Raw genomic sequence first — 26453 nt, 5'->3', positions numbered from 1 at the left:
CGTGTCCAGGGGACGTCCCCCGGATGGTCACCGATTGGCAACGGCGGCGAATTCGCTCACGGAGCGGTACCCATCGGTGGCAGAGTGTGCTCACAGGGTGAGCTGTCGCGAGGGTGCGCAACCCGCCGGCGGTGCCCTGCGTCAGACCGGTGACGATCACGACGATCACGACCGGCTCCTCGGGGGAGGAACACATGGCGATCGGAATCGCAGCAGCACCGACGACCGAGCTCGTCGCGCCCAGCACCGCCGACGACGTGGCCGCGCGCCGCGCCGCGCGCTCCACACCCGGCCAGGGCGCGAGCGTGCACGAGGAGGTGCCCGGGCAGGTCCTGCACCTGGTGGGCCGCCTCGACGTGCGCACCGTGCCCGACGTGCGCTCCGCGCTGCACACCGCGGTCGACGCGGGGCGGGGTGAGCTCGTCGTCCACGTCGGCGGGATCGTCGTCGCCGACGCGACCGGCCTGGGGGTGCTCGTGGGCGCCCACCGGCGCGCGCAGCGGATCGGGCGCCGGCTCGTCCTGCGCGACGTCCCGCTGCCCGCCCTGCGGCTGCTGCGGGTCACCAAGCTGCACCGGGTCCTGCAGGTGGAGGACGAGGTCGCCGACCCCGCCCAGCGCACCGCGCTGCGCCGGGCCCGGGCCGAGGCCCTCCTGCGGCCCCGGGAGACCGCCGCTCAGAACAGCCGGGCGTCCACGTCGTCGATGCCCCTCAGGGCGTCGTAGTCCAGCACGACGCACCGGATGCCGCGGTCGGTCGCCAGCGTGCGGGCCTGCGGCTTGATCTCCTGCGCCGCGAACACCCCCGTCACGGGGGTCAGCAGCGGGTCGCGGTTCATCAGCTCCAGGTAGCGGGTGAGCTGCTCGACGCCGTCGATCTCCCCGCGCCGCTTGATCTCCACGGCCACCGCGGCCCCGTCGCCGTCGCGGGCCAGGATGTCCACCGGCCCGATCGCGGTCATGAACTCGCGGCGGACGAGGGTGTAGCCCGCGCCCAGCGTCGTGATGTTGTCGGCCAGCAGCTTCTGCAGGTGCGCCTCGACACCGTCCTTCACCAGCCCGGGGTCCACGCCGAGCTCGTGCTCGCTGTCGTGCAGGACCTCGTGGATCGAGACCACGAGCCGGTCGTCGGTCTTGGTGTGCTGCACCGTCCACGTCTCGGTGACGCCCGCCTCGCGCGCGTCCTCGTCGGGCACCGCGACGGTGAGGCGGGCCGGCGGGCTCATCCAGTTCAGCGGCTTGTAGGAGCCGCCGTCGGAGTGGACCAGGACGCTGCCGTCGGCCTTCACCAGCAGCAGCCGGGTGGCCAGGGGCAGGTGGGCGGCGAGCCGGCCCGCGTAGTCGACGGAGCAGCGGGCGATGACGAGACGCACGGGGGTGCAGCTTACGGGGGGCGTGTAACGAACCACCGCCGCCGCGCGACATACCGGTCGAACCGGGCGCGGCCACGGTGGTGTGGAGGGGACACCACCGCGGCAGCGCCCGGTCCGGGCACCGGCGACCGGCGCCCCGGCGGGCCTGAGACGATGGCGTCCGTGCCCCGCTCCAACCGCCGCCGCCCCGATCCGGAGCCCCGCGCCCCCCTCGGGGCCGGCGTGGACCGCACGGTGTCCGGCCCCGACGGCGAGTGGGTCGTCCGCGAGCTGCGCGGGACGACCTCCACCAAGAGCTACACCTGCCCAGGCTGCCACCAGGACATCCCCCCGGGCCTGCCGCACCTGGTCGTGTGGCCCTCCCGGGGCACGTTCAGCCCCGGCGAGGGCGCCAGCGAGCGCCGGCACTGGCACCGCGCCTGCTTCGGGGCCCGGGGGCGCCGCGGGGGCTGGTGAGCCGCCCGCCCCGGCCCGCGGGCGCGCCGGGTAGCGTGCCGGGGTGATCCCTCTGCACGACCCCACCGTCCGCGGTTTCGCCAGCGACAACGCCGCCGGCATGCACCCCGAGGTCCTGGCCGCCCTGGGCAGCGCCAACGGCGGCCACGTCGCCAGCTACGGCGGGGACCCCTACACCGCGGCGCTGCGCGAGAGCCTGCGCGGGCACTTCGGCCCCGACGTCGTGAGCGCCGTCGTCCTCACCGGCACCGGGGCCAACGTGACGGCGCTGCAGGCCCTCACCTCCCGCTGGGAGTCGGTGCTCAGCTCCGACCAGGCCCACGTGCTGCACGACGAGGCCGGGGGCCTGGAGCACGTCGGGGGGACGAAGGTGACGGCGCTGCCGACGCGCGACGGCCTCGTCGACCCCGGTGACGTGGAGCCGGCCGTCCGCTCGGCCGACAACCCGATGCGCGCGCCCGTCGGGGTGCTGACCCTGACCCAGAGCTCCGAGCTCGGCACGGCGTACTCGCTGGAGCACCTGCGCGACCTGGTCCGGGTCTGCCACGGCCTCGGGGTGAAGGTGCACGTCGACGGGGCGCGGTTGTCCAACGCGGCGGTCTCCCTCGGCGTGGGGCTGGGGGAGACGACCACCGCCCTGGGTGTCGACGCCGTCTCCCTGGGCGGGACGAAGAACGGCGGGGGCTTCGCCGAGGTCGTCGTCGTGCGCGACCCGTCGGTGGCGCCGGGGCTGGCGCGGCTGGTCAAGCCGAGCATGCAGCAGTCGTCGAAGACCCGGTTCGTCTCCGCCCAGCTGCTGGCCCTCTTCGGCGGGGACCTCTGGCAGCGCACCGCGAGCGCCGCCAACGCGGCCGCGGCCCGCCTCGCCGGGGCGGTCACCGCCGCGGGGGTCCGCGTCACCCGGCCGGTGCAGGCCAACGCCGTGTTCGCCGAGCTCCCGCCCGCCGTGGCCGCCCGCGCCGCCGCGCGGGTCCCGTTCCACGTGTGGGACACGGCGTACTCGGCCACCGGGGTCGAGGTGCGCCTGGTCACCAGCTTCGACACCACCGACGACGACGTCGACGGCCTGGCCGCCGTGCTCGCGGAGGAGCTCGCCCGGGAGGCCGTGCGTGCCTGAGACCCCCGCCGTGCCGGACCTGCGCGCCGAGACCGTCCTGCCCGCCCGGCGGGAGGACGTCGAGCTGCACACCGCCGACGGGCTGACCCTCGTCGGGGAGCTCGCCCTGCCCGCCGACCGGGACCCCGTGGCGACCCTGGTCACGCTGCACCCGCTGCCCACCGCGGGCGGCTTCATGGACAGCCACGTGCTGCGGAAGGCCTCCTACCGGCTGCCCGCCCTGGCCGACCTCGCCGTGCTGCGCTTCAACACCCGCGGCACGTCCAGCCCGCGCGGCACCAGCGGCGGCGCGTTCGACGCCGGGGACGGCGAGCGCTTCGACGTCGCCGCCGCCCTGGAGTTCGCGGAGTTCCGCGACCTGCCGCACGTGTGGCTGCTGGGCTGGTCCTTCGGCACCGACCTCGCCCTCGTGCACGGGCGCGACCCGCTGGTCGAGGGACTGGTGCTGCTGTCCCCGCCGCTGCGGTGGTCCACCCCGGCCGACCTGGAGGCGTGGGCGGAGTTCGGCCGGCCCGTGACGGCGCTGGTCCCGGAGTTCGACGACTTCCTGCGCCCCGCGGAGGCCGTGGAGCGCTTCGCCCCGCTGCGCCAGGCCGAGGTCGTCGCGGTGGAGGGGGCCAAGCACTTGTGGGTCGGCGAGAACGCGGTGCGCCGCGTCCTCGACGAGGTCGTCGCCCGGGTCAACCCGGCCAAGGCCCCGCTGCCGACCCGCTGGCCCTGAGGGCGCTCAGCCCGCCGGCTGCTCCTGGGTCTCGTCGACCCCGTCGCGGAGGTCGACCTCGCGCGGGGGCAGCTTCGGGGCGAGCCCCAGCAGCCCCCGCAGGTCGTCGAGCTGGTCGGTGATCTGGTCGCGCTGCTGCATGAGCTCGTCGACCTGCATCTGCGCGCTCATCCGGCTCTGCTCGGCGTGCTCGCGGGCGGAGTCGACCATCTGCTGGGCCCGGGAGCGGGCGTCGGCGAGCAGCTCGTCGGCCTCCCGGCGGGCGGTCTCGGCGCGCAGCGTCGCCTGGGCGATCGCGTCGGCGCGGATGGACTCCGCCGCCGCGACGGCCTCGCGGGCGCGTTCCTCGGCCTCGGTGGCGCGCTGCTCGGCCTCGGCGATGCGGGCGGCGGTGCGCGCGGCGGCGACCTCCAGGCGCATCCGGTCCTCCTCGGTGGCCTGCTCGCGCGCGGCGGCCAGGGCGAGCTGCTGCTCGCGCACGGCCGCGTCGGTGGAGGAGCGCAGCTCGATGACCTCGCGCTCGGCCTGGGCCCGCAGGGCCGCGACCTGGCGCTCGGTGGCGGCGAGCGCCTCGGCGCTCTCGTGCTGCGCGGCGGCGGTGAGCTGCTCGGCCGTGCGGTGCGCCGACGCGGTCAGCTCCGCCGCGGTGCGCTGGGCGGCCTCCACCAGGCCGTCGGCCTGGTGCTTGGCGCGCGAGACGATCTCCTCGGCGTCGCGGCCGGCTTCCCCGGTGCGCCGGCGCGCGTCCTCGTCGGCCTGGCTGCGGGTGGCCGCGGCCTCGGACCGGGCCTCCTCGCGCAGCCGGTCCGCGTCGCGGCGGGCCGAGCGCAGGATCTCCGAGGACTGGTCCTCGGCCAGGCGCAGCAGCTTCTCCATGCGCGCGCCGAGGCCCGCGTAGGAGGGCTTCTCGTGCTCGCGGATCTCCTTGAGGGCGTCGGCGAGCTTCTCCTCGGCTGAGCGCAGCTCGTGGTCGCGCTGGGCGACGCGTGCGCGGGCCTCGGCGAGGGATTCGTCGAGGTGCTGCAGGCGTGCGTCGACCTGGCTGCGGTCGTAACCGCGGACGACGATGCTGAACGCCTCGTGGGAGTCGGTGGACACCGGGGACCTCCGGGCCTGGGCGGTGGGGACGCCCGCAGCGTAGCCTCGCGCGGCCCCGCCGCGGGACGGGACACGGCGAGCCGGGGCGGCGGAGCCGGTGCCGTGGTTGAGTTCGGTCCGTGATCGTCGCCTTCTCCGTCGCCCCGTCCGGTGGTCCCGCTCCCGCGGGGGGTGAGCCGGACTCGGTGAGCGCCGCCGTGGCCGACGCCGTCCTCGTCGTGCGCTCCTCCGGCCTGCCGCACCGCACCGACTCGATGTTCACCACCGTCGAGGGGGACTGGCACGAGTGCATGGAGGTGGTGCGCCGGGCCTGCGAGGCCGTGGGGCGGCACGGGCCGCGGGTGTCGCTGGTGCTCAAGGCCGACATCCGCCCCGGGCGCACGGGGGAGATGACGGCGAAGCTGGACCGCCTCGAGGCGGCCGTGGAGCGCGCCGAGGGGGAGGCCGGGCGGGGTCAGTGACGCCCGGCCCCCCGGGGCCGGTCCCGGTCAGCGCCGGCGGGCCACCAGCGCGTCGAGGCTGAACCGGCCCGCGCCGGTGAGGGCCAGCAGCAGCCCGAGCGCGGCGAAGAGCAGCGCGTTCTCCCCGTTGACCTGACCCTCGACGAGGAAGCCCTGGGGGGCGTGGGCCAGCAGCCACACCCCCAGCATCTGCACCACCAGCAGCGCGCCCGCGACGCGGGTGAGCAGGCCGAGGACCAGCAGCGCGCCCAGGCCGACCTCGCCGAGGATCACCAGCCAGCCGGCGACGTCGGGGACGGGGACGCCCAGCGAGGCGGCGTAGCCCGTCGCCCCGGCGGGGTCGGACAGCTTCGGGACGCCGTGCACGAGCAGCAGCGCCCCGGCGGCCAGCCGCAGCGCGAGCAGGCCGAGCGAGGAGGCCGCGGTGTGGCCCCCGACCCGGGGGCGGTCGGTGCGGTCCAGCGTGGAGGTGTCGGTCACGGGTGCTTCCTCTGCGTCGGGAGGGAGTCGTGCGGCGGCAGCGGGCGCTGCGCCACGGGGTCCGGCTCTTCGGGCGGGCACGAGGTGGCGGTGCACCCCCGTCACGAGACCGCGGCCGGGGAGGTTCACCCGTTCGGAGTGGTCTGCGCCACAGCGCGGAGGGGCCCCCGGCGCGGGGGGCGGGCCGGGGAGGGTCCGCCGGAGCACCCCGTAGGGTGTCGCCCCGTACCCGCCCACCCGAGGTCGTCGCGCACGGCCGGGGCGACCCCCCCCGGAGCGGAAGGACGCGACGTGAGACGCCTGCTGGCCCGGTTCCTCCTCGTCGCGGGCCTGGTCTGCGCCGTCGTGGGGGCCCTCCTGCTCACCGTCCTCGCCCCCGCCGACCGGATCAGCGTCACCGAGCGCTCGCCGGACCCCGGGGTGGCCGTCGTCAGCGCCCCGGGCCTGCTCGACCTCAGCGGGCCCGACGTGCGCCTGAGCGCCTCCGCCGGCGCGGACGAGGAGGTCTTCCTCGCCGTCGCCCGCGCCGACGACGTCACGGCCTGGCTCGCCGACGCCGAGCGCACCGTGCTCACCGGGGTCGAGGGCGACCTCGACGAGCCCCGCGCGGTCACGACGACCGCCGGCACCGGCACCGCCGCGGACCCGCGGGCGGCCGACGTCTGGCTGGCCAGCACCACCGGCGGGGGCAGCGCCACCCTCACCTGGCCCACCGCCTCCGACGGGGACCGCGCCGAGGCGGGAGGGGTCGTCCTCCTCGCCGCGACCGACGGGACCTCCCCGGCTCCCGGTCAGGTCACCCTGAGCTGGGTGGCGGAGGGGCGCGCCGCCCGCCACCCCTCGGGGGTCCCGCTGGCCGTCGCCGGGGGCGCGCTGGTCGTCCTGGGGGCGCTCGGGCTGCTGCTCACCCCCCGCCGCACCGCCCGGAGGCGCGCGTGACCCCCCGTCCCCGCGAGCGCGCCGCCCGCGCCGCCACCGCCCTGCTCGCGGTGGGGCTGCTCGCCGGTTGCGCCCAGCTGCCCGTCGTCGACGCCCCGGCCCCGGCCCCGGCCGGGCGGGAACCGCTCGTCCTGGAACCCGCGCAGGCCACCCGCGTCGTCGCGGCCGCCACCGCTGTCCTCGAGGCCGGCGCGGACCCGGCCGCGGTGGACCTGGAGGCCCTCGGGACCCGGGTGAGCGGGCCCGAGCTCGCCCTGCGGACCGCCGCGCACGCCGTCGCCGCGGCCGGGGCGACCCCGGCGGTCACCGGGGGCGCGGACGACTTCGAGCCCATCACCTCGATCCTGCCCCGGCAGGAGGAGTTCCCGCGCTGGTTCGCCACCGTCACCGCCGCCGGCGCCGACCAGGCCCCCTCGCTCGTGGTCCTGCGCTCGCCCTCGGCCCGCGAGCCCTACGCGGTGTGGGCGACCCCCTCCCTGCTGCCCGGGGTCTCGCTGCCCACGCTGGCCGCCCCCGCCGACGGGGTGGCCGCCGTCGCCGCCGACGAGACGACGAACCTGCCCCTGAGCCCGCGGGCCGCGGCCGAGCACTACGCCGACGTCCTCACCCGCGGCGCCGCGAGCGAGCACGCCGGGGAGTTCGCCCCGGACGCCTACCGCGACGGCGTCGAGACCGCGACGCGCACCGAGAGCGAGGCGCTCGCCGCGGCGGGCGGCACGTTCACCCAGGAGCGCAGCGTCCAGCCCGACGGGGTCCTGGGGGTGCGCACCCGCGACGGCGGCGCCCTCGTCGTCGCCGCGTTCTCCTGGTCCTCCACCTCGGCCGGTCCCGCCGGTGGGCGCAGCGGGACCCTCGACCCCGCGCTGGCCGCGCTGGCGGGCCGGACGGAGGCGCTCAGCGCGACCGTCGTGCGCCAGGAGGTCGTCGTCCTGAACCTCCCGCCGGGCGGGGGGACGGTGAGCGTGCTGGCCGCCGAGAGCGGCCCGACATCGGTCACGGTCCGGTGACGGGCTCGTGAGAAGGTGGCCCGCATGACTCAGCAGCCGACTCCTCCCGGCGCCCAGCTCAACCTGCGCGGAGCGGTGGACCTCGGTGCCCTGGCCGCGCGATCGACGCGTCGCGAGGAGGCCGCCCGGCGCGCCGCGGCCGACCCCGGCGCCCCGGCCCCCCGGTCCCCGTTCGTGGTGGACGTGACCGAGGAGACCTTCGCCGACGTGGTGCAGCGCTCCGCCGAGGTCCCCGTCGTCCTGGACCTGTGGGCCGAGGGCTACGACCAGGGCGCCGAGGCCCTGCAGGCCCTCGCCGACGAGTACGCGGGGACGTTCCTGCTCGGGCGCGTGGACGCCCAGGCCGAACCCCAGCTCGCCCAGTCCCTCGTGCAGTCGTTGCAGGCCAGGGCCATCCCGCTCGTCGCGGCCATCGTCAAGGGCCAGCCCATCCCGCTGTTCACCGGTTCCTACCCCACCGCGGAGGAGATCCGCCCGGTGCTGGAGGAGGTCCTGAAGGTCGCCGCGGCCAACGGGGTGACCGGCCGGGTGGAGGGCGCGCCGGGCGAGGTCGCCGACGAGGAGCCCGCGGTCCCGCCGCTGCACGCGGAGGCCCTGGCCGCCCTGGGCGAGGGCGACTACGACGCCGCCGCCGCGGCGTGGCAGAAGGCGCTGGCCGGCGACCCGCGCGACGCCGCCGCGACCGAGGGCCTGGCCCGGGTCGGGGTGCTGCGCCGGGTGCACGGCGTGGACCTGGCCACCGCGCGGGCCGCGGCCGCCGCGGCGCCCGACGACGTCGCCGCGCAGCTGGTGGTCGCCGACCTCGACCTCGTCGGGGGTCACGTCGAGGACGCCTTCGCGCGGCTGCTGGGGATCGTCCAGCGCACGGCGGGGGAGGACCGCGACCTGGCCCGCACGCACCTGCTGGAGCTGTTCACCGTCGTCGGGACCGGTGACCCGCGGGTCGTGAAGGCCCGTGCGGCGCTGACCCGCGCCCTCTTCTAGGACCGGGCGGGGACGTCCCCCAGGTCCAGGACGTCCCCGCGGAACCTGCGCCGGAACCGGCGGTCGTGGCTGACGACGACGACGGCCCCGGGGAAGGCGTCGACGGCCGCCTCGAGCTCCTCGACCAGCTGCGGGGCGAGGTGGTTGGTGGGTTCGTCCAGCAGCAGGACGTCGTGGTGGTCGGCCAGCAGCCGCGCCAGGTCGAGGCGGCGCCGGCCCCCGGTCGACAGCTTGCGGACCGCGGTCGTCAGCTGCTCCGGGTGGAACAACCCGGTGCCCAGCAGCCGGTGGACGAGTTCCTCGGGGGTGCCCGCCCGGCCGGTGGCGAAGGTGGCCGCCACCGAGCGGTCGGGTCCGGTGTCGTCGGGGTCCTGGCGCAGCAGCCCGACGCGCCCCCGGCGCCGCACCGCGCCGGTGGCGGGTTCCAGGACCCCCGCGAGGACGTCGAGCAGCGTGGACTTCCCGCTGCCGTTGGGTCCGGTGACGAGCAACCGGTCGCCGCCGGCGACCTCGACGTCGACCGGTCCCAGCCGGCCCGGCACCGAGACGCCCTCGGCCCGCACCCACCCGTGCCGCGAGCCCGACCCCGGGGGCGGGGTGAACCGCAGCGGATCCGGGGGCCGGGGGACCTCGTCCTCGCGCAGCCGGCGCAGCTTCTCGGCGTTCGCCCGGACCCGGGAGGCGATCGACTCCTGCACCCGCCCGCCCTTGAAGTCGTACTGCACCTTGTCCCCGTCGCGGCGCTCCCGGTGGTGGGACACGGTGCGCGCCACCGCGTCCCCCGTGGTGCTCAGCCGCTCGACGGCGCTCTCCCACTCGGCGCGGTCCTGCTCCCAGCGGCGCCGCTCGGCGGCCTTGGCGCGCAGGAAGTCCGCGTACCGGCCGGGGTAGCGGGCGACGCCGCCCTCGTGGCGGGGGTCGACCTCGACGAGCTCGCGGGCGGCGGCGTCGAGGAACTCCCGGTCGTGGGAGACCACGACGGTCGTGCCGGTGCGGGTGCGCAGGTGCTCCTCCAGCCAGTGCGCGGCGTCCTCGTCGAGGTGGTTCGTGGGCTCGTCCAGCAGCAGGACCTCGGGGGCGGCGGCCAGCAGCGCCGCCAGGTGCAGGCGGGAGCGCTGCCCCCCGGAGAGCGTCCGCAGCGGCCGGGAACGGTCCAGGGACGCCAGCCCCAGCCCGGCCAGCGACCGCTCGACCCGGACGTCGGCGCCGTAGCCGCCGCGCAGCTCGAAGGCGGTCTGCGCCTCGCCGTACTCGGCGAGCACGTCCTCGAGGTCCCCGCCCGCGGCCATGAGCCCCTCGAGCTCCCGCAGCCGCCGCTCCCGGGCGCGCAGGCCGGCCAGGGCCGCGTCGACGACCTCGCCCACGGTGGCCCGCGAGGGGGCGCCGGCGTCCTGGGGGAGGTACCCGATCCCGCCGTCGGCGGTCGCGACGACCCGGCCGGCGTCGACGGGTTCGGTCCCGGCGAGCACGCGCAGCAGCGTCGACTTGCCGCAGCCGTTCTCGCCGACGACGCCGGTGACGGCGCCGGGGAGGAGGGTGAGCGTCACCGCGTCGAGGACGACCACGTGGTCGTAGCTCTTGGTGACCCCGCGCAGGGCGAGGGTCGTGGCGGTGGTGGGGGTGCCTGCGGGGGTGGGGGCGTCTGCGGTCACGGGAGCTCCAGGACGTGCGCCGGGGACCCGCGCGGGGCGGCGGGTCGGGGGGTTCGGGCACGTCAGCTGAGCACCGCGGTCGCTCCCGGGGTCGGGGGTGGGGACCCGGCGATCGTGCGCCCGCCGGGCCGGGACCGCAACCCGTTTCCCGCCCGTCCCCGGGTCCCGGGGGAGGGGACGCCCGGGGCCTAGAGTCGTCGCCGTGAGCACCGAAGCCACCCCGTCCCCCGTCCCCGGCCCGCTGCCCCGGACGAGCCCCTCGGCCCAGGGGGTCGACGCCCGCGGGATCTCCGCGTTCCTCGACGCCCTGGAGGCCGCCCCGGACGTCGAACCCCACAGCGTGCAGGTCCTGCGCCACGGGGCCGTCGTCGCCGAGGGGTGGTGGGCGCCCTACGCGCCGCAGCGCCCGCACCTGCTCTACTCCCTCAGCAAGAGCTTCACCTCGACCGCGCTGGGGTTCGCGGTCGAGGAGGGTCTGGTGGACCTCGACGCGACGGTGGTGTCGTACTTCCCCGAGTTCGACGCCGAGGTGACCGACGACCGGGCCCGGCGCATCCTCGTCCGCCACGTGGCGGCCATGGCCAGCGGGCACCGCGAGGAGACCCTCGGCCGGGCCCTGGAGCACCCCTCGGGCGACGTCGTGCGGGGTTTCCTGCAGCTCCGTCCCGACGCGGAACCCGGCACCCTGTTCTGCTACAACCAGCCCTGCACCTTCGCCCTCTCGGCGATCGTCCAGCGGCGGTCCGGCCAGGGGCTGCTGGAGTACCTGCGCCCGCGCCTGCTCGACCCGCTGGGGATCGACGCCGGCGACATCGGCTGGCTGCGCGACGGGCAGGACCGCGAGCTGGGGTGGTCCGGCTTCCACGCCCCCACCGAGGCCGTCGCGAAGCTGGGGCAGCTGTACCTGCAGCGCGGGGTCTGGAACGGGGAACGGCTGCTGCCGGAGGCCTGGGTCGAGGAGGCCACCCGCTCCCACGTCGACAACGCCTCGTTCAACGACAACCCCGACTGGCAGCAGGGCTACGGGTTCCAGTTCTGGGTGGCCCGCCACGGCTACCGCGGCGACGGCGCCTACGGCCAGTTCTGCGTGGTCCTGCCCGAGCAGGACGCCGTCGTGGCGGTCACCTCGCAGAGCCCGGACATGCAGGCCGTCCTGGACGCGGCGTGGGAGCACCTGCTGCCCGCGCTGGGCGATCCCGAGCTGCCGGCCGACCCCGGCCCGGCCGAAGCCGAACTGGCGCAGCGGTTGTCGCAGCTCGCCCTGCCGCCCGCCGCGGCGGGGGACCTGCCGGTGGGGGAGTTCACCGCCGCCGCCGGCAGCGAGCCCGCCTCGCTGACGCGGGTGGTGGTCGAGGGCGGCGAGGTCGTGCTGCACGACTCCGGCGACGAGCTGCGCGCGGCGGTCGGCGCGGGGGAGTGGGCGGTGACCGGGCCCCTGGCTGTCAGCGCCGGCGCGGGCGGCCTGGAGGTCGTGTTCCTGGAAACCCCGCACCGCCTGCACCTGACCCTGCGCGGCGGGGAGTTCCGCGGCACGTGGGCGACCACCCCGCTGCACGGGCCGCCGCTGCGCACCCTGCGCCGGCCCGTCTGAGGTGCTGCTGCACCGCGGTCCCGACCTGGACCGGGCGGCCGTCCTGCGGGTCGCCGCCGGCGAGCGCGTCGAGCTGTCGGCGGGGTTGCGGCGGCGGCTGGCCGGTTCCCGGGCGGCGGTCCTGACCGCGCTGGAGGGTTCCGGCCCGGTCTACGGCGTGAGCACCGGGATGGGGGCGATGGCCGGGGTCGACCTCGACGACGCCGCCCGGGCCCGGCACCAGGCGAACCTGGTCGTCGGCCGGGCCGTGGGGTCGGCCCCGTGGTTGTCCGAGCGGGAGGTCCGTGCCGTCCTGGCCGTGCGGCTGCGGACGTACCTGCACCCGGAGGCGGGCGTCTCCCCGCAGCTGTGCGAACGGCTCGTGGAACTGCTGAACGCCCGCGTGCACCCGCAGGTCCCCCGGCGCGGCAACGGGGCGGCGGGGGAGATCATCCCCCTCGCCCACGTGGGCGCCGTGGTCCTGGGCGGGTCGGGGACCCTCGACGGGCGGGCCCTGCCGGAGTTCCCGTTCGGCCCCAAGGAGGGGGTCGCGTTCCTGGAGGGGGTTCCCGTCGCGACCGCCCTGGCGACGCTGCACGTCGCCGCGGCGGACCTCCTGCTCGCGCAGGCCGAGCTCGTGCTGGCCGCCTCCGGGGAGGTCCTGCGGGCCAGCCGCGACCCGGTGCGGGCCGGGGCGGCCCGCGGCGACGACGTCCTGGCCGCGGTCCTGGCGCGGCTGCGCGAGCGGCGGCCGGGCGGGGAGGTCCACGGCCTGCAGGCCCCGGTGTCGGTGCGGGTCGGCGCCGCCGCCTGCGCGCTGGTGCACCGCCGCGTCCACGCGCTCGCGGCGGCGGCGGACCGGGCGCTGGAGGGGGTGACCGATTCCCCCGCGTTCCTCGACGGGCGGTTCGGCGGCACCGCGGGCTTCGCCGGGACCGACCTCGGCGCCGACTCCGACGCCCTGGCCGCGGCGCTGGTCCACCTCGCCGAGACCGGCGCGGCCCGCACCCACCGGATGCTCGACCCCGCCCGGACGGGGCTGCCCCCGCAGCTCTCGCCCGAGCCCGGGGTGCAGGCGGGGCTGGTCGCCGTCCACAAGCGCGCGGTGGGGGTCGTGCACCGGCTGCGGCGGTTCGCGCTGCCGGCGGGGCTGGGGGCGGTGGAGACCTCGCTGGGGCAGGAGGACGTGCAGAGCTTCGCCCTGGAGTCCGCCGAGGGCCTCGCCGAGGTGCTCGCGGGCCTGCGCGAGGTCGTGGCCGTGGAGCTGCTGGCCGTGCACCGCGCCCGGCTGCTGCGCGGGGGCCTGGCGGGGGTGTCGGCGGAGCTGGGCGCGCTGCTCGACGCGGTGGGCGCCGAGCTCGGCGAGGACGTCGCGGACCGGCCCTACGGCCGCGACCTGGGCCGCCTCGGCGCCCTGCTGGAGGCGGGCTGGGGCGGTGCGGGCGCCTAGTCCGCGCCGGCCGGGGGGCCGGTGGAGGAGCGCACCACGAGCTCGGGCCGGAAGGTGACCGGAGCGGGGACCTCCCCACCGCCCTCCAGGGCCAGCAGCTGCGCGACGGCGGCCTCGACGACGGCGTCCTCGTCCCAGGCCGCGGTGGTGAGCCCGGGGGCGACGAGGGCGGCCAGCTGGTGGTCGTCGAAGCCGACCACGGACAGGTCCCCGGGGATCCGCAGCCCGAGGTCGGCCGCCGCGCGGTAGACGCCGAAGGCGAGGGAGTCGGACAGGCACAGCACCGCGGTGGGCCGGTCGGGGGCGGTGAGGGGCCCGGCGGCGGCCGCGGCGGCCCGCGCGGCGGTGGCCGGGACGACGAGCAGGTCCAGCCCCAGGCGCTTCGCGGCCTCCACGGCGTGCAGCTCCGCGGGCCGGCCCGGGGTCGTGGGCAGGGAGGTGGTGAGCAGCGCGACGCGCCGGTGGCCGAGGTCGCGCAGGTGCCGCAGGGCCGTCGTCACGCCGTGACGGTTGTCGAAGAGGACCGCGCCGCTGCCGGGGCGGCCGGGCAGCGCGTCGCCGATGGAGACGACCGCGGTGGAGGGCGGGAGCGCGGACCAGTAGTCGGCGGAGGGGTCGACGGGGGAGACGAGGACGCCGTCGACGCGCTGCTCGGCGAAGCGCTCCACGACGCGGCGCTCCACGGCGGGGTCGGCGTCGGCGTCGGCGATGGTGGCGTCGCGGTCGGCGGCGCGCAGGGCCCGGGTCAGCATCACCGAGAGGTCCTGCTGCCAGAGGTCGCGCAGCGACCCGCTGATGCCCACCGTCCCGGTCCGCCCGCTGGCCAGGGCGCGCGCGATGGGGTCGACCCGGTAGCCGAGCTCGAGGGCGAGGGCCTGCACGCGCTCGATGGTGGCGGCCGACCCGCGGGCCCCGCGCAGGGCGTAGGAGGTCGCGGCCAGCGAGAGCCCGGCGGCGTCGGCGACGTCCTGCAGCGTGCGGCGCGCTCGGTTCGGCACGGCCGCAGCGTAACCCCGGGCCGCCGCGCGCCGGGCGGCCCGACTTGACGACCTCCCTGTGAAGCGCTTCACTCGACGGAGGAGTGAAGCGCTTCACAGAGCCGGAGGGGAGGGGGACGCCGTGCGCACCGACTGCCACCAGCACCTGTGGCCGCCGTCCCTGTTGGCGGCCCTGCGCGCGCGGCGCACCCCGCCGCGCCTGGACGGCTGGACCCTGCACCTGCCGGGCGAGCCGCCCTGCGCCCTCGACCCCGCCGCCCACGACGTCGCCGCCCGGGCCGCCGCCGAGGCCGCCGACGGCACCGGCCGGGCCCTGGTCTCGCTGTCCTCCCCGCTGGGGCTGGAGCACCTGCCGGGCGAGGAGGCGCAGCCGCTGCTGGACGCCTGGCACGAGGGCGCCGTCGAGCTGCCCGAGCCCTTCCGGGTCTGGGCCGCCGCCGGGGTCACCGACCTCGACCCCGGCGCGCTCGCGAAGACGCTGCGCCACGAGCGCGTCGTCGGTCTGCAGTTGCCGGCCACCGCCCTCGCCGACCCCCGCGCCGTGGAGCGCCTCGCCCCGCTGCTGGCCGAGTGCGAGCTCGCCGACAAGCCCGTCCTCGTCCACCCCGGGCCCGCGCCCGCGGGCGACCACGCCGCCCTGCCGCCCTGGTGGCCCGCGCTGGTGCCCTACGTCCAGCAGCTGCACGCCGCCTGGCTGGCCTGGCACGTGGCCGGCCGCGCCCGGCACCCCCGGCTGCGCACCGCCTTCGTCGCCCTGGCGGGGCTGGCGCCGCTGCACCACGAGCGCCTCGCCGCCCGCGGCGGCGCCCTGGGCCCCCTGGACCCGCTGGTGCACTACGAGAGCAGCTCCTACGGGCCCCGCGCGATCGACGCCCTCGTCCGCGTCGTCGGCGTCGACCCCCTCGTGCTGGGCACCGACCGGCCCTACGCCCAGCCCTTCGAGGCCGCGGACCTCCCCGGCTTCGGGGCGGCCTTCGCGCACGCCCTCACCACCACCAACCCCGCCCACCTCCTCGACGGGAGCCCCCGATGACCCTCGCCCCCGACGCCCCCGGAGCTCTCGGAGCGCCCGGCGCCCCCGGCGCCCCGGCCGGCCCGCCCGCCGGGCTGCCCCCCGCGCCCGGGCGCACCCTCACCCCGCGCGAGCTGAAGGACTGGGTCGACGAGGCCGCCCGCCGGCCCGGGGCGTGGGAGCACCTCGTCCGCCACGACACCGGGGGACGCCACTACGCCTCCCTGCACCGCGACGGCGACCTCGACGTGTGGCTGCTGTGCTGGAACACCGACGACGACACCGGCTGGCACGACCACGACACCTCCTCCGGCGCGGTCGCCGTCACCCGCGGCGCCGTCGTCGAGGCCAACCCCCGCATGGGCGGGGAACCCGCCGTCCGCACCGTCGCCGCCGGGCGGTCCTTCGCCTTCGGCCCCGACCACATCCACCGGATGTCCGGAGCCGTCGACGGCTCGGTGTCCATCCACGCCTACTCCCCGCCGCTGTGGCGGATGGGCCAGTACTCGATCAGCCCCTCCGGGGTGATGCGCCGGATGTCGGTCAGCTACGCCGACGAGCTGCGCCCCCTGGACTGACCCGCCCCGCGGCCCTCAGACCGGCGGGACCCGCACCAACAGCGACAGGTCCACCACCCGCGCCACCACCGCCTCCACGTCCGGGCCGATGGGCGCGTCGCGGGAGTCGCGGCCGAGCACCTCGTCGAAGACCGCGAACAGCGCCGCCGCCCCGGGCGACATCCGGTCCGGCGCGGCCCGCAGCGCGCGCACCGCGGCCAGCGCCTCGACGGCCAGCACCACCGGCGCCAGCTCCGCGGTCTGGCGCAGCGCGCGCGCCCCCTGGGTCGCGAAGCTCGCGTGCTCCTCCAGGCCGAGGGAGATGCTGACCGTCCCCGACGTGGAGGGGGCCGTCGCCGGGCGCAGCTCGGCCAGCACGTCCTGCACGACGTACTCGCCGATCATCAGGCCCGAGCTCCCGCGCGGACCGGCGGCCAGGAACGCCCGCAACCCGGTGTGCTCCGGGCGCAGCAGCAGCGCGAGGCGGGCCGCGGACAGCGTCAGCACCCCGAAGGTGGTCGCCCGCAACGTGTCCAGGGCGGTGGCCAGGGACGCGGCGTGGAACTGGCCGTGGTGGAAGACCCCCTCGGGGGAGACCAGCGGGTTCTCCCCGGGCGTCGAGGCCTCCAGCGCCAGCACGTCCTCCAGGGCCTGCGCCGCGGTGAAGGCGGGGGCCAGCACCTGCGGCGCGGTCCGCAGCGCGAACGGGTCCTGCAACCGCGCGGGTTCCGGGCCGCCGGCCACCAGCGCGTGCAGCGTCGCGGCCAGCCCGGTCTGGGCGGGGTGGGCGCGGGCGGCGTGCACGGGCGGCGCCCACGCCTGCGGGTTGCCGCGCAGCGCCAGGAACGACAGCGCCGAGATCCCCGTCCCCGCCAGCAGCAGCTGCCGCAACCGGCACAGGGCCAGCGACGCCGTCGCCAGCGTCAGGGCGTGGGAGCTGATGAGCGGCAGCGCGTCGGCGGCGCCCAGCGGCACGGGCGCCACCGCCCCGCGCCGCCACGGCCGCTCCCCGACGAGGGTCAGCCCCAGCTCCGCCAGCGGCGCCAGGTCCGAGGTCCCGATGCCGCCGAAGCGGTGCAGCGTCGGCAGCGCCCCGGACTCCACCGCCTCGGCCAGGGCGCGCAGGACCGGCGGGCTGATCCCCGCCCCCAGGCCCGCGTGCGCGCCGGCCAGCAGCTGGTTCAGCCGCACCACCAGCGCCGCGCGGGTCGTCGCCTCGTCCTCCACCGGGCCCAGCGACGCCGCGTGGCTGCGCAGCAGCCGCAGCCCGTGGGCCTGCGGGTGCTCGTGCTGCTCGTCGTCGACCTCGACGTCCTTGTTGGCGCCCACCCCGGTCGTCGCGCCGTAGACCGCGCCGCGCTCGCGGGCGGCGCCCATCGCCTCGTGCAGCACGCCGAGACGGCCCAGCACGTCGCGGTCGACGACCGCGTGCGCGCGGCCCAGGGCGAGGTCGGTGAGGTCGTCCAGCCCGAGGCCGCGACCCTCGACCCGCACCCCGCGAGTCGCGCCCGGGGCGTCCTCGTGCTGCACTCTTCCTCCGCAGGTCCCGCGCGACCCCGGGTCCGTGCGAGGTCTCGATCTGGTGAAAGCTGGTCGTCCCCGGTCGGCTGGAGTTGACCGGGCCCGACCCACCGCCAACCATGTACCCGCCCGAGACCGCAGCACAGCAGGCGCGCCCCGTGGCGTCGTCGGTTCAACCCAGGAGCCGCCAGTGATCACGTTCGAGGCCGTCCGCAAGCAGTTCCCCGACGGGACGGTGGCCGTCGAGCACCTCGACCTCGAACTGCCCACGGGGCAGATCACGGTGTTCGTGGGGCCCTCGGGCTGCGGGAAGACGACGTCGCTGCGCATGATCAACCGGATGGTCGAGCCCACCGCGGGCCGCGTCACCATCGACGGCGAGGACGTCCGCGGCAAGGACCCCGCCGCGCTGCGCCGGGGCATCGGCTACGTCATCCAGCACGCGGGCCTCTTCCCCCACAAGACCGTCCTCGACAACGTCCTGACGGTGCCCAAGCTCGTCGGGCGGGGCAGGCAGCGCCAGGTCGCCCTCGAGCTGCTCGAGCGCGTCGGGCTGCCCGCGGCCTTCGCCGACCGCTACCCCGCCCAGCTCTCCGGCGGCCAGCAGCAGCGCGTCGGCGTCGCCCGCGCCCTGGCCGCGGACCCGCCGGTCATGCTCATGGACGAGCCCTTCTCCGCCGTCGACCCCGTCGTGCGCGGGCAGCTGCAGGAGGAGTTCCTCCGCCTGCAGGGCGAGCTGGGCAAGACCATCGCCGTCGTCACCCACGACGTCGACGAGGCGATCACCCTGGGCGACCGCATCGCCGTCTTCCGCCAGGGCGGGCACCTCGCCCAGGTCGGCAGCCCGCGCGACCTGCTCACCAAGCCCGCCGACGACTTCGTGCGCACCTTCGTCGGCCGCGACCGCGGCTACCGCGGGCTGTCCTTCGAGGGCCTGGACGGCCTGCCGGTGCGCCCCCTCACCGACGCGCGCGCCGCGCAGCTCGTCCTCGACGGGGACGGCCGCCCCGTCGGCGTCGACGGCTTCCGCGCCGGGGACTCCCTGCGCACCGTCGTCGACCTGGCCCTCACCTCCCCGCTCGGGATCGCGGTGCAGGTCGACGACCGGGGCCGGGCGACCGGGATCGTGCACCACCACGACGTCGTCGACCTGCTGGAGGAGCGCCGGTGAACGGGATCCTCGACTACCTCTCCGGCAACTCCGGGCTCGTCCTGGACGCCCTCGGCCAGCACGTCCTGCTGGCCGTCCTGCCGCTGGTGATCGGGGTCGCCCTGGCGCTGCCGATCGGCTACCTCGGGGTGCGCTTCGGCTGGCTCTACCAGCCCCTGCTGGGGGTCTCCGGGATCGTGTACGCGATCCCCTCCCTGGCCGTGTTCGTGACCCTGCCCTACGTCCTGGGCACCCGGATCCTCTCCCCGGTGAACATCGTGGTGGCGCTGACGATCTACACGATCGCGCTGATGGCCCGCACCGTCGCCGACGGCCTGCGCTCGGTCGACCCGACCCTGACCGAGGCCGCGACGGCCATGGGCTACCGGCGGACCCGCCGCCTGCTCGAGGTGGAGCTGCCGCTGGCCGCGCCGGTCGTCCTCGCCGGGGTGCGCGTCGCGGCCGTGTCCAACATCTCCCTCGTCAGCGTCGGCGCGCTGCTCGGGGTGGGCGGGCTGGGCGCGCTGTTCACCCGCGGGTTCCAACTCTTCTACACCGCCCCGATCGTCGTGGGGATCGTGCTCTCCATCGCCCTGGCCGCCATCGCCGACGTCGTCATCGTGCTGTTCCAGCGGGCCGTGACCCCCTGGACGCGGCTGGAACGGGGGGCCTGACGTGGACGGCACCCCGTACCTGCTCGACCCCGCCCACTGGGACTGGGGGACCACCGGCTCCATCCCGCACCTGCTGGTGTCGCACCTGGGCTACACCGCGATCTCGGTGGCCGTGGGCTTCCTCATCGCCTTCCCGATCGGCCTGCTCATCGGCCACACCGGCAAGGGGTCCTTCCTGGCCATCAACGCCGGCAACGCCGGGCGCTCGCTGCCCACGCTGGGCCTGCTGAGCCTGCTCGTGACGCTCATGGGGCTCGGGTTCGTCCCCGTCCTCATCGCCCTCGTCGTGCTCGTCATCCCCCCGATCCTCACCTCCACCTACGCCGGGCTGCGCTCGGTGGACCGCAACGCCGTCGACGCGGCCCGGGGGATGGGCATGACCTCCTCCCAGGTCCTCTTCCGCGTCGAGCTGCCCATGGCGCTGCCCGTCGTCTTCGGCGGGGTCCGCGCCGCGGTGCTGCAGGTCGTGGCGACCGCGACGGTCGCCGCCTACGTCGGCCTCTCCGGGCTGGGTCGCCTCCTCGTCGACGGCCTCGCCGTCAACGACTACGGCCGCGTCGTCGCCGGGGCCGTCGTGGTCGCGGCGCTGGCCATCGTCCTCGACCTGCTGCTGGGCCTGGTCCAGCGCTACGTCGTCTCCCCGGGCATCAGCGGCCGCGGCCGCTCCCGCGCGGGGCGCCGCGGATCCGTGGCAGAGTCCCCCGTTGAACCCGACACCGAACTCATCGGTGCAGGCACGTCGAAAGGCACGTCATGAATCGCAGGTCACTCCTCGGTCTCGCCCTCGCGGGCTCCCTCACCGCTGCGCTGACCGCCTGCGGTGGCGGGGAGGACCCGCTGGCCGCCACCGACACCTCGACGGGGGCCGCCACCGACACCGCCGCCGTCATCGTCGGCTCGGCCAACTTCCCCGAGAGCGAACTGCTCGCGGAGATGTACGCCCAGGTGCTGGAGAAGTCCGGTGTCGAGGTCCAGCGGAAGTTCAACATCGGCGCCCGCGAGGTGTACCTCAAGGCCCTCCAGGACGGCTCCATCGACCTGCTGCCGGAGTACAACGGCGCGCTGCTCGCCGCCCTGTCCGACGGCGGCGCCCCCGAGGGCGTCTCGGCCCCCGAGGACGTCCTCGGGGCGCTGAAGGAGGTCCTGCCGGAGGGGACCGAGGTCCTCGAGCAGTCCGCCGCCGAGGACAAGGACACCCTTTCCGTGACCGCGGAGACGGCGTCGAAGTACAGCCTGAAGACCATCGAGGACCTCGCGCCGGTGGCCGGCGAGCTGGTCTGCGGCGCCGGCCCGGAGTTCCAGGAGCGGTACCAGGGCCTCGTGGGGCTCAAGGAGCTCTACGGCGTGCAGTTCAAGGAGTTCCGCCCGCTGGACGCCGGCGGCCCGCTGACCGTCGGGGCGCTGGCCGACGGCACCATCCAGGTCGGCAACATCTTCTCCACCGACTCCGCCATCACGACGAACGGCTTCGTCGTCCTGGAGGACACCAAGCAGCTGTTCCTGGCGGAGAACATCCTCCCGCTCATCCGGTCCGAGAAGAACACCCCCGAGATCACCGAGGCCCTCGACGGCCTGTCGGCGAAGCTGACGACGGAGAACCTCACGAAGTTCCTGGCCCAGGTGCAGGTGGACAAGAAGTCCTCGGCGGCCGTCGCCACGGCGTTCCTGACCGAGCTCGGCCTGGCCTGAGCCCACCCGGCCCGGGACCCCGCCCGGGGTCCCGGGCCGCCGTCCACGACGGCGCGAGCCTCGCTCGGCGTCCTCCGCCCCGCACGACGACGCCCCGCACGACGACGGCCCCGCCGGGAACCCGGCGGGGCCGTCGTGTCGTGCGGGGGCGGAGGATCAGGCGGGCACCAGCCAGGTGACGCCCAGCGGCGGGACCCGCAGCGCGGCGGAGAACTGCTGACCGTTCCAGGGCACGTCCTCGCCCTGCAGCGTCCCGGTGTTCACGACCCCGGACCCGGCGAACTCCTCGGCGTCGGTGTTGAGGACCTCCCGCCACGGACCGGCCTGGGGCAGCCCCACGCGGAAGTCCTCGTACGGCGAGCCGGAGAAGTTGCAGACCGCGACCAGCGGCTTGCGGTCCTTGGACCAGCGGACGAACGAGATGAGGTTGCGCTGGTTGTCGGCCCCGTCGATCCACTGGAAGCCCTCGGACGTGAAGTCGTCCGACCACAGCTCCGGGTGCTCCTTGTAGACGGCGTTCAGCCGCGTCACCAGGCGGTGCAGGCCCTGGTGCCACGGGGTGTCCAGCAGCCACCAGTCCAGCGAGCGGGACTCCGACCACTCGGCCTCCTGACCAAACTCCGAGCCCATGAAGAGCAGCTGCTTGCCGGGGTGGGACCACATGTACCCCAGGAAGGCGCGCACGTTGGCCAGCTGCTGCCAGCGGTCGCCGGGCATCTTGCGCAGCAGGGAGCCCTTGCCGTGGACGACCTCGTCGTGCGAGATCGGCAGGGCGAAGTTCTCCGTGAACGCGTAGACGAGGCTGAACGTGAGCTCGCCGTGGTGGTACTGCCGGTTGACCGGGTCCTGCGCGAAGTAGCGCAGGGAGTCGTTCATCCAGCCCATGTTCCACTTCAGCCCGAACCCGAGACCGCCGGCGCTGGTGGGGGCGGTGACGCCGGGGAACGCGGTGGACTCCTCGGCGATCATCATGATCCCCGGGGTGCGCTTGTAGGCGGTGGCGTTGGCCTCCTGGAGGAAGGCGATCGCCTCCAGGTTCTCCCGGCCGCCGTGGCGGTTGGGCACCCACTCGCCCGCGTTGCGGGAGTAGTCCAGGTACAGCATCGAGGCGACCGCGTCCACGCGCAGGCCGTCGGCGTGGAACTCCTCCAGCCAGTACAGCCCGGAGGCGACGAGGAAGTTGCGGACCTCGCTGCGCCCGAAGTTGGGGATGTACGTGCCCCAGTCCATGTGCTCGCCCAGGCGGGGGTCCGGGTGCTCGTACAGCGCGGTCCCGTCGAACTTCGCCAGGGCGAACTCGTCCTTGGGGAAGTGGCCGGGGACCCAGTCGATGATGACGCCGATGCCGGCCTGGTGCAGCGCGTCGATGAGGTGGCGCAGCTCGTCGGGGGAGCCGAAGCGCGAGGTCGGGGCGAAGTAGCCGGTGACCTGGTAGCCCCACGACCCGCCGAAGGGGTGCTCCATGACGGGCAGGAACTCCACGTGGGTGAACCCCGCCGCGCTCACGTAGTCCACCAGCTCGGTGGCGAGCTCGGTGTAGCTCAGGCCCTGCTTCCAGGACCCCAGGTGCACCTCGTAGACCGAGACGGGGCCGTCCTGGGCGCTGCGGGCCGCGCGCTGCTCCAGCCACTCCGCGTCGTTCCAGGTGTAGGTGGACTCGGTGACGACCGACGCCGTCGCCGGCGGCACCTCGCTGGCCCGCGCCATCGGGTCGGCCTTCTGCCGCCAGTGCCCGTCGGCGCCGAGGATCTCGTACTTGTAGCGCGAGCCCACGCCGACGCCGGGCAGGAAGATCTCCCAGACCCCGGAAGATCCCAGCGAGCGCATCGCGTGCTCGCGGCCGCTCCAGTGGTTGTGGTCACCCACCACGCGCACCGCGCGGGCGGCGGGCGCCCAGACCGCGAACGACGTGCCCTCCACCGGGCCCATCGGGCCCTCCCAGTGCCGCACGTGCGCGCCGAGCACGTTCCACAGCTCCTCGTGGCGGCCCTCGCCGATGAGGTGCAGGTCGACCTCGCCGACGGTGGGCAGGAACCGGTACGGGTCGTCCAGCAGGGCGGGCTCCGCGCCGGGGTAGGTGACCTCGACGCGGTAGTCCCCGACGCCGGCGCCGGGCAGGACCCCGACCCAGACCCCGTCGTACTCGTGGACGAGGCCCACGCGGGTCCCGTCCTCGGTGACGACGGTGACGGCGGAGGCGAACGGCTTGAGGACCCGGTAGGTCAGCGCGTCCCCGTGCGGGTGGACGCCGAGCACCGAGTGCGGCGACCAGTGCGCCCCGGCGGCGGCCCGGGCCAGGTCGTCGGCGTCGACGGGGCGGGGAGTCGGAGCGGACGAGGGGGCTTCGCTGGACATGGTTGGGAGTCTCCCGTGGTGGTCAGGACCTCGCCTCTCAGGACGGGTCGGCGGAGGCGGACTGGAGCAACCGGTGCACGGCGTCCAGCGGGATGCGCAACCAGTCGGGCCGGTTGCGGGCTTCGTAGACGACCTCGTAGAGCGCCTTGTCGAGCTCGAGGGCGGCCAGCAGCACGGCCTGCTCGCCCTGCCGCGGGTCGGTGCCGACGACCTCGGCGTAGCCGTCGAGGAACGCCTCCCGGGCCCGGGGGCCCCAGTCGCCCGGGTCGGGCACGGTGGAGGCGGCGTAGTCGAAGGAGCGCAGCATCCCCGCGACGTCGCGCAGCGCGAGGTCGGGCAGGCTGCGCTCGGACAGCGGCCGCAGCGGCTCGCCCTCGAAGTCCAGCAGCACCCAGCCCCGGGAGGCCGAGTGCAGGACCTGGCCCAGGTGGTAGTCCCCGTGCACGCGCTGCAGCGCCGGGGCGTGCGCGACGCCGCGGACGGCGTCGACGCGGGCGCGGGCGGCCCCGGCCACCTCGCGCAGCTGCGGGACGGCCGTGGTGGCCCACTCGACCCGCTCCAGGAGGCCGTCGGCCAGCGCCGCCAGCCGCTGCGGGGTGGCCTCCTCGGTGGCCAGCTCCGCCGCGAGCACGGCGTGCACCTCGGCGGTGGCCCGGCCCAGCTCGCGGGCCTCGGCGGAGAAGTCGCGCCCCTGCGCCACGGCCGCCGTGGCGACCCGCCAGGCGTCCTCGGACCCGGCCAGGAACTCCGTCAGGTGGACGAAGTGGCCCGCGACCCGCTCGCCCGAGACGTCGGTCCAGTGGCCGTCCACCCACCCCGAGGGGCGCGGGACCCGCCCGCAGCCGGCGTCGGCGAGGGCGGTCTGCACGACGACGTCGGGGTTGTCCCCGGCGGAGAGGACCCGGAAGACCTTGGCGATGAGGGGGGTCTCGCCCTCGTCGGCGGCCACGACGATCGAGGTGTTCGACTGCTCCCCGCCCAGCACCTTGGTGCGCGCCCCGGCCGGGACGGGCAGCCCGCCGTCGGCGCTGGTGCCGTGGACGCCGAAGCTGCGCGAGCCGGCCCCCTCCTCGCTGGCGACGAGGGTCAGCAGCGCGCGCGTCCACGTCGGGTCGTGCGGGCCGTCGTAGACCCAGGCCCGGGCCCCGTCGACGTCGGGGAGCTCGCCGACGAGGGCCGCGGCCAGGGCCTCGTCGGGGGCCGGGCGGACGCTGATCGGCACCGAGTAGACGGTGCGCGGGGCGTCCTCGCCCTCCCCGGAGCGCACGGTGAGCGCGACGAGCTGCGCCACCCCGCCCTCGTCGAGGGGGGTGCGCTCGATGCGCTCCACGTGGGCGGCGACGCCCTTGTGCGCGAACCACCGCTGAGCCGGGGCCCACTCGAGCAGCAGGGCGGCGACGGCCTCGTCGGAGGCGGCGGAGGTGCGGACGTCCGCGCTCACGCGCCCACCCCGCGCCCGCCGGTCAGCGCCAGCCAGTAGAACCCCCGCGAGCCGAGCATCACGGTGAGGGTGCCCTCGGCGTCGACCTCGCCGAAGGCGGCGCCGCCGAACACGTCGCGGGCGGTGGCTCCGGCCTGCCCGGGCATCCGCAGCACGGCAGCCTGGGGGTGGTCGGAGAGGTTGTTCAGGCAGAGCACGGTCTCACCCTCCTCTTCTGGGGTCGGGTCCAGCACGCGCAGGAAGGCCAGCACGGCCTCGTTGCTGCAGGACCCGTCGTCGGGACGGGGGTCGTCCCGGGTGGGCAGCGGCAGGTAGCGCCCGCGCCCGAAGGCGGGGTGCGCGCGGCGGACGGCGAGGACGTTGCGGACCCAGTGCAGCAGCGACGAGCCCGTCGCCAGCTGCGCCTCGACGTTCACCGACTGGTAGTGGTAGACGAGCGACTGGATGGTCGGCAGGTACAGCTTCCCCGGGTCGGCGGAGGAGAACCCGGAGTTGCGGTCCGGGGTCCACTGCATCGGGGTGCGGACCGCGTCGCGGTCGTCGAGCCAGATGTTGTCGCCCATGCCGATCTCGTCGCCGTAGTACAGGCAGGGACTGCCCGGCAGGGACAGGACGAGGGCGTGGATGAGCTGGATCTCCGGGCGGGAGTTGTCCAGCAGGGGTGCGAGCCGGCGCCGGATCCCGACGTTGGCCCGCATCCGCGGGTCCGGGGCGTACCAGCCGTACATGGCGGCGCGCTCCTCGGTGGTGACCATCTCGAGGGTCAGCTCGTCGTGGTTGCGCAGGAACGTGCCCCACTGCCCGCTGGAGGTCGGGATGTCGGGGGTGGCGGAGAGGATCTCGGTGATCGGGGTCGCCCGCCCCTCCCGCAGCGCGTAGTACAGGCGCGGCATGACGGGGAAGTGGAAGCACATGTGGCACTCCGGCGCCTCCTCGGTGCCGAAGTACTCCACCACGTCGAAGGGCCACTGGTTGGCCTCGGCCAGCAGGACCCGGCCGGGGTACTCCTCGTCGACCATCCGCCGCAGGCGGTGCAGGTAGTCGTGGGTCTCGGGGAGGTTCTCCCCGTTCGTCCCCTCCCGCACGTACAGGTAGGGCACCGCGTCGAGCCGGAAGCCGTCGATGCCCATGTCCAGCCAGAACCGGACGGTGTCGAACATCGCCTCCTCGACGGCCGGGTTGTCGAAGTTCAGGTCCGGCTGGTGGGAGAAGAACCGGTGCCAGAAGAACTGCCGGCGGACGGGGTCGAAGGTCCAGTTGGAGGTCTCGGTGTCGACGAAGATGATGCGCGCGTCGGGGTACTGCTCGTCGGTGTCGCTCCAGACGTAGAAGTCCCCGTAGGGGCCCTCGGGGTCGGAGCGGCTGGCCTGGAACCACGGGTGCTGGTCGCTGGTGTGGTTCATCACCAGGTCGATGACGATCCGGATGCCGCGCTGGTGCGCCTCGGTCACCAGCCGCTGGAAGTCGTGCAGCGTCCCGAACTCGGGCAGCACCGCGTTGTAGTCGGAGATGTCGTACCCGCCGTCGCGCAGCGGCGAGGCGTAGAACGGCGGCAACCAGAGGCAGTCGATGCCCAGCCACTGCAGGTAGTCCAGCTTCGCGGTGAGGCCGCTGAAGTCGCCCGTGCCCGACCCGTTGGAGTCGGCGAAGGCGCGCACGAGCGCCTCGTAGAAGACGGCGGTCTTGTACCACTGGGGGTCGTTGCGCAACCCGCCGCGTTCCTGCAGCCCGGGGACGGGGAGGTCCACC

25 protein-coding genes are annotated in these 26453 nt (G+C 75.9%); 16 read left to right on the top strand and 9 right to left on the bottom strand.

Going from position 1 to position 26453, the window contains the following annotated elements:
* Nucleotides 1–194 precede the first annotated feature (194 nt).
* Complete coding sequence (locus tag KRAD_RS27460; protein ID WP_083782211.1) at nt 195–725, top strand: STAS domain-containing protein; 531 nt, start codon at nt 195–197, stop codon at nt 723–725.
* Here the strand turns inward: KRAD_RS27460 and nucS are convergent.
* Nucleotides 677–1372 (bottom strand): endonuclease NucS, encoded by a 696-nt coding sequence (nucS, locus tag KRAD_RS04715; RefSeq protein ID WP_012084381.1) that lies wholly within the window; start codon nt 1370–1372, stop codon nt 677–679. The two genes, KRAD_RS27460 and nucS, sit on opposite strands and share 49 nt — an antisense overlap.
* A 153-nt stretch (nt 1373–1525) precedes the next feature.
* On the opposite strand from nucS, the gene KRAD_RS04710 reads away from it, so the two are divergent.
* Genes KRAD_RS04710 through KRAD_RS04700 form a run of 3 tightly spaced genes read left to right on the top strand, consistent with a single transcriptional unit; the run spans nt 1526 to nt 3666 of the window.
* A complete protein-coding gene (locus KRAD_RS04710) occupies nt 1526–1828 on the top strand; it encodes an LIM domain-containing protein (RefSeq protein ID WP_012084380.1) in 303 nt (100 codons plus the stop codon).
* A 43-nt stretch (nt 1829–1871) separates the two neighbouring features.
* The gene (locus tag KRAD_RS04705; protein ID WP_012084379.1) at nt 1872–2945 is read left to right on the top strand and encodes a threonine aldolase family protein; all 1074 of its coding nucleotides are present in this window, start codon (nt 1872–1874) and stop codon (nt 2943–2945) included.
* Entirely contained in the window at nt 2938–3666 is a 729-nt protein-coding gene (locus tag KRAD_RS04700; protein WP_012084378.1) for an alpha/beta hydrolase, read from the top strand. Before KRAD_RS04705 ends, KRAD_RS04700 begins: the two co-directional genes overlap by 8 nt.
* 6 nt (nt 3667–3672) lie before the next feature.
* Here KRAD_RS04700 and KRAD_RS04695 read toward each other — a convergent pair whose 3' ends face one another.
* A complete protein-coding gene (locus KRAD_RS04695; RefSeq protein ID WP_012084377.1) occupies nt 3673–4764 on the bottom strand; it encodes a coiled-coil domain-containing protein in 1092 nt (363 codons plus the stop codon).
* 119 nt (nt 4765–4883) lie between these two features.
* On the opposite strand from KRAD_RS04695, the gene KRAD_RS04690 reads away from it, so the two are divergent.
* The gene (locus tag KRAD_RS04690; RefSeq protein WP_041291902.1) at nt 4884–5225 is read left to right on the top strand and encodes a thiamine-binding protein; all 342 of its coding nucleotides are present in this window, start codon (nt 4884–4886) and stop codon (nt 5223–5225) included.
* 27 nt (nt 5226–5252) lie between these two features.
* On the opposite strand, the gene KRAD_RS25585 is transcribed toward KRAD_RS04690, so the two are convergent.
* Nucleotides 5253–5705, bottom strand: a complete 453-nt coding sequence (locus KRAD_RS25585; RefSeq protein WP_041291901.1) for a DoxX family protein — start codon at nt 5703–5705, stop codon at nt 5253–5255.
* Nucleotides 5706–5996: 291 nt separating this feature from the next.
* Here KRAD_RS25585 and KRAD_RS25580 point away from each other — a divergent pair, with 291 nt between their 5' ends.
* Genes KRAD_RS25580 through KRAD_RS04670 form a run of 3 tightly spaced genes read left to right on the top strand, consistent with a single transcriptional unit; the run spans nt 5997 to nt 8635 of the window.
* Nucleotides 5997–6644, top strand: coding sequence for a hypothetical protein (locus KRAD_RS25580; protein WP_041291900.1), 648 nt, complete (start codon nt 5997–5999; stop codon nt 6642–6644).
* Nucleotides 6641–7651, top strand: coding sequence for a DUF8094 domain-containing protein (locus tag KRAD_RS04675; RefSeq protein WP_041291899.1), 1011 nt, complete (start codon nt 6641–6643; stop codon nt 7649–7651). Before KRAD_RS25580 ends, KRAD_RS04675 begins: the two co-directional genes overlap by 4 nt.
* A 24-nt stretch (nt 7652–7675) precedes the next feature.
* Entirely contained in the window at nt 7676–8635 is a 960-nt protein-coding gene (locus tag KRAD_RS04670) for a co-chaperone YbbN (protein ID WP_012084374.1), read from the top strand.
* Here KRAD_RS04670 and KRAD_RS04665 read toward each other — a convergent pair.
* Nucleotides 8632–10287, bottom strand: coding sequence for an ABC-F family ATP-binding cassette domain-containing protein (locus tag KRAD_RS04665; RefSeq protein ID WP_012084373.1), 1656 nt, complete (start codon nt 10285–10287; stop codon nt 8632–8634). The two genes, KRAD_RS04670 and KRAD_RS04665, sit on opposite strands and share 4 nt — an antisense overlap.
* Before the next feature lie 202 nt (nt 10288–10489).
* On the opposite strand from KRAD_RS04665, the gene KRAD_RS04660 reads away from it, so the two are divergent.
* Nucleotides 10490–11878, top strand: coding sequence for a serine hydrolase domain-containing protein (locus KRAD_RS04660; RefSeq protein WP_012084372.1), 1389 nt, complete (start codon nt 10490–10492; stop codon nt 11876–11878).
* A 1-nt stretch (nt 11879) separates the two neighbouring features.
* A complete protein-coding gene (locus KRAD_RS04655) occupies nt 11880–13307 on the top strand; it encodes an aromatic amino acid lyase (RefSeq protein WP_012084371.1) in 1428 nt (475 codons plus the stop codon).
* Here the strand turns inward: KRAD_RS04655 and KRAD_RS04650 are convergent.
* On the bottom strand, nt 13304–14305 hold the full coding sequence (locus KRAD_RS04650; RefSeq protein WP_012084370.1) for a LacI family DNA-binding transcriptional regulator: 1002 nt from the start codon (nt 14303–14305) through the stop codon (nt 13304–13306). The two genes, KRAD_RS04655 and KRAD_RS04650, sit on opposite strands and share 4 nt — an antisense overlap.
* A gap of 121 nt (nt 14306–14426) precedes the next feature.
* Between KRAD_RS04650 and KRAD_RS04645 the strand changes: the two genes are divergently transcribed.
* On the top strand, nt 14427–15338 hold the full coding sequence (locus KRAD_RS04645) for an amidohydrolase family protein (protein ID WP_012084369.1): 912 nt from the start codon (nt 14427–14429) through the stop codon (nt 15336–15338).
* A complete protein-coding gene (locus KRAD_RS04640) occupies nt 15335–15895 on the top strand; it encodes a cysteine dioxygenase (protein ID WP_012084368.1) in 561 nt (186 codons plus the stop codon). The genes KRAD_RS04645 and KRAD_RS04640 overlap by 4 nt, the downstream gene beginning before the upstream one ends.
* Nucleotides 15896–15910: 15 nt before the next feature.
* On the opposite strand, the gene KRAD_RS04635 is transcribed toward KRAD_RS04640, so the two are convergent.
* The gene (locus tag KRAD_RS04635) at nt 15911–17404 is read right to left on the bottom strand and encodes an aromatic amino acid lyase (RefSeq protein WP_012084367.1); all 1494 of its coding nucleotides are present in this window, start codon (nt 17402–17404) and stop codon (nt 15911–15913) included.
* Between the two features lie 181 nt (nt 17405–17585).
* Here KRAD_RS04635 and KRAD_RS04630 point away from each other — a divergent pair, with 181 nt between their 5' ends.
* From KRAD_RS04630 to KRAD_RS04615, 4 genes are read left to right on the top strand one after another with little or no spacing between them, the layout of a single operon-like run.
* Nucleotides 17586–18566, top strand: coding sequence for an ABC transporter ATP-binding protein (locus KRAD_RS04630; RefSeq protein ID WP_012084366.1), 981 nt, complete (start codon nt 17586–17588; stop codon nt 18564–18566).
* Nucleotides 18563–19219, top strand: a complete 657-nt coding sequence (locus KRAD_RS04625) for an ABC transporter permease (protein ID WP_012084365.1) — start codon at nt 18563–18565, stop codon at nt 19217–19219. The genes KRAD_RS04630 and KRAD_RS04625 overlap by 4 nt, the downstream gene beginning before the upstream one ends.
* Before the next feature lies 1 nt (nt 19220).
* A complete protein-coding gene (locus tag KRAD_RS04620) occupies nt 19221–19976 on the top strand; it encodes an ABC transporter permease (RefSeq protein WP_012084364.1) in 756 nt (251 codons plus the stop codon).
* Nucleotides 19973–20908 (top strand): ABC transporter substrate-binding protein, encoded by a 936-nt coding sequence (locus tag KRAD_RS04615; protein ID WP_012084363.1) that lies wholly within the window; start codon nt 19973–19975, stop codon nt 20906–20908. The genes KRAD_RS04620 and KRAD_RS04615 overlap by 4 nt, the downstream gene beginning before the upstream one ends.
* A gap of 156 nt (nt 20909–21064) precedes the next feature.
* On the opposite strand, the gene glgB is transcribed toward KRAD_RS04615, so the two are convergent.
* From glgB to treS, 3 genes are read right to left on the bottom strand one after another with little or no spacing between them, the layout of a single operon-like run.
* Nucleotides 21065–23263, bottom strand: a complete 2199-nt coding sequence (glgB, locus tag KRAD_RS04610; RefSeq protein WP_012084362.1) for a 1,4-alpha-glucan branching protein GlgB — start codon at nt 23261–23263, stop codon at nt 21065–21067.
* Between the two features lie 37 nt (nt 23264–23300).
* Nucleotides 23301–24704: a maltokinase N-terminal cap-like domain-containing protein gene (locus tag KRAD_RS04605; protein ID WP_012084361.1), complete on the bottom strand. Its 1404-nt coding sequence runs from the start codon at nt 24702–24704 to the stop codon at nt 23301–23303.
* Nucleotides 24701–26452, bottom strand: coding sequence for a maltose alpha-D-glucosyltransferase (gene treS / locus KRAD_RS04600; RefSeq protein ID WP_012084360.1), 1752 nt, complete (start codon nt 26450–26452; stop codon nt 24701–24703). The genes KRAD_RS04605 and treS overlap by 4 nt, the downstream gene beginning before the upstream one ends.
* Nucleotide 26453 lies beyond the last annotated feature (1 nt).

The organism is Kineococcus radiotolerans SRS30216 = ATCC BAA-149 (assembly GCF_000017305.1).
Lineage (GTDB): Bacteria > Actinomycetota > Actinomycetes > Actinomycetales > Kineococcaceae > Kineococcus > Kineococcus radiotolerans.
Note: the sequence above shows the minus strand (reverse complement) of the source record. Positions and strands in the feature narration are given on the sequence as shown.